Origin of the sequence: Allosphingosinicella vermicomposti, assembly GCF_003012815.1 — a bacterium.
Taxonomy (GTDB): Bacteria; Pseudomonadota; Alphaproteobacteria; order Sphingomonadales; family Sphingomonadaceae; genus Allosphingosinicella; species Allosphingosinicella vermicomposti.
In genome coordinates this window covers 1-2,055 of the sequence record NZ_PXYJ01000005.1, presented here as the reverse complement: position 1 = coordinate 2,055, position 2,055 = coordinate 1, and the positions used below count along the sequence as shown (strand labels likewise).

Below are 2,055 nucleotides of genomic sequence, written 5' to 3'. Positions count from 1 at the left end.
ACCCTGAATTCGTTTGGGGTCTATCCCCCTTGCATACGTAACCCGTTTCGGCTATACAATGGGTATGAGCAAGAAGCCTCTCACCATTGCACAATTCTTCAAGCAGTTTCCAGACGATGAAGCCTGCTTGCAGCACCTGTTTGACGTTCGCTTTGGTCAGGGCTTCGAGTGCCCGAAATGTGAACGCCCGTCCAACTGGTATCGCATCAAGGCAGAGCGGGCTTATTCCTGCCAGTGGTGCGGCCATCACCTTCACCCGACCGTGGGGACGCCGTTCGAGCAGACCCGCACCCCGCTCCAGCTTTGGTTCTATGCCGTCTATCTCTTCACCACGACGCGCCACGGCGTTCCGGCGAAGGAGCTCCAGCGCCAACTAGGCGTGACGTATAAGACCGCATGGCGCATGGGCCATGAAATCCGCAAGCACATGGGCGAAGTCGATGGTGACACGCCCGTTGGCGGTCCCGGCGAAGTCGTCGAAATCGACGAAACGCTCATCGGCGGTTCGGTGAAGGGCAAGGGCAGCGGTTACAAGGCCAACAAGACGGCCATTGTCGGCATGATGGAACGCGGTGGCGAGATCGTCACTAAGGTGGTCAAGAGCCGCCGCCGTGACGCCATGACCGGCCTTATCCATGAGAACGTGCTTCCCGGCACCACGGTCCACACCGATGAATTTGGCAGCTATCGCCACCTCGATGCTTGCGGATTCCAGCATGAGACGGTGACGCACAAGATCGGGCAGTATGTCAGCCCGACAGGCGCAACGGTGAACGGCATCGAAAGCTACTGGTCGCAGCTAAAGCGGTCGATCAACGGCACCCACGTGTCTGTGAGCGGCAAGCACCTCGAAAAATATGCGAAGGAATTTGAATATCGCTTCAATCGTCGCGGTCACGACGCGGTGATGCTTTCGGAGCTTCTGACGACTTTCCGGCCATTGAGCGAAGACCGCGATTGAAGGCGTCCTCATCGCCCTCGCGGGAGGCTTCCGCTTCCCGCTCTTTGATGAACTCGTCTAGTTTGCCTTCATCACGGGCCTTCCTAAGCGTCACCATCTAACTCCCTCACAAAGTTCACTATCTGGATTTTCGCCAAGGCGCCGTTCTTGTAACCCTTGCGGGCGAGAACCATGATCCGTCCCCGTTTTTGAGCGGCCATAGTGTATGCGTTCGACTCCTCGTAAAACGCAGGGTCGTTCACCTCCGCCATCATATAGCCATCCCGCTCCGGATTTTCGACGCTCAAGCCATTAGAGTGGAACTTGAAGCCATCGGTACGCAAAGGCAGTTCTCCTAGCGGCTTCCAATCCAGCTTCTGCGATTCCCTTATCGCGTCGGCGTCTTCTTTGTTCACAGTGCCAACTGCCCGACCTCCGGCCTTGAACAAGGCGGTGTCTACCGAACGCCCCACCGGGGCGACATAATCCACAGCAGCGCCCCCGCTGGCCTCGATCGCCCGCCGCAATATCTCCTGAAGACCCATATGCTCTTCATGCTGTCTGGCGTCCTTGCGATCTAAGGCCTCTAGCGCGTCGCGTTGCATCTGGGTCATGCCCTCTACGGTTGCACGGTGCATCTCTGCCATTTTGGCTATCGCCGCTTCCACCGCGTCACCTTTCCCACGAAAACGATCCAGGATGGCTGAAACGTAGTGCGAGAGAATTTCGGGACCGATGGCAGAAACAATCGGCACGCCAACAGCCAGCAGCTCGGAAAGCTCTTGGTAGAAAGCGGGAGTGTTGTGCGATCCTGCTTCCGCCTCTCTAACTTTGAGAACGAGTGGTGCGCGCTCTCCCCGTTTAGGAAGGCGCATTTGCGAAAATATGATGATGCAATCAGACACCATCCGGTCAACGCCTTGCAGGGATTGACCGTAAAGCTTGGCGTCGATTGAATTTCTGTTAGCGTCACCACCATCATAACTTATCAGAATGTCTGTTCGGACATATGGAGCGCCCCCTGATTTTAGGGGCTTATGCGATAAGACGTGCTATACTTGAGTCAAGCGATACCTATGCTAAGGGGATAGACCCCAACTCGTTTCAGGGTCCAT

The 2,055-nt window shown here is 56.3% G+C and carries 2 protein-coding genes; one reads left to right on the top strand and one right to left on the bottom strand.

The genetic code is table 11. The features are described 5' to 3' along the window. Nucleotides 1-64 precede the first annotated feature (64 nt). On the top strand, nt 65-961 hold the full coding sequence (locus C7I56_RS12195; RefSeq protein WP_106640914.1) for an IS1595 family transposase: 897 nt from the start codon (nt 65-67) through the stop codon (nt 959-961). A gap of 83 nt (nt 962-1,044) precedes the next feature. Here the strand turns inward: C7I56_RS12195 and C7I56_RS12190 are convergent, their stop codons facing one another. After that, nucleotides 1,045-1,929, bottom strand: a complete 885-nt coding sequence (locus C7I56_RS12190; protein ID WP_483414916.1) for a DUF7946 domain-containing protein — start codon at nt 1,927-1,929, stop codon at nt 1,045-1,047. Nucleotides 1,930-2,055: the final 126 nt, after the last annotated feature.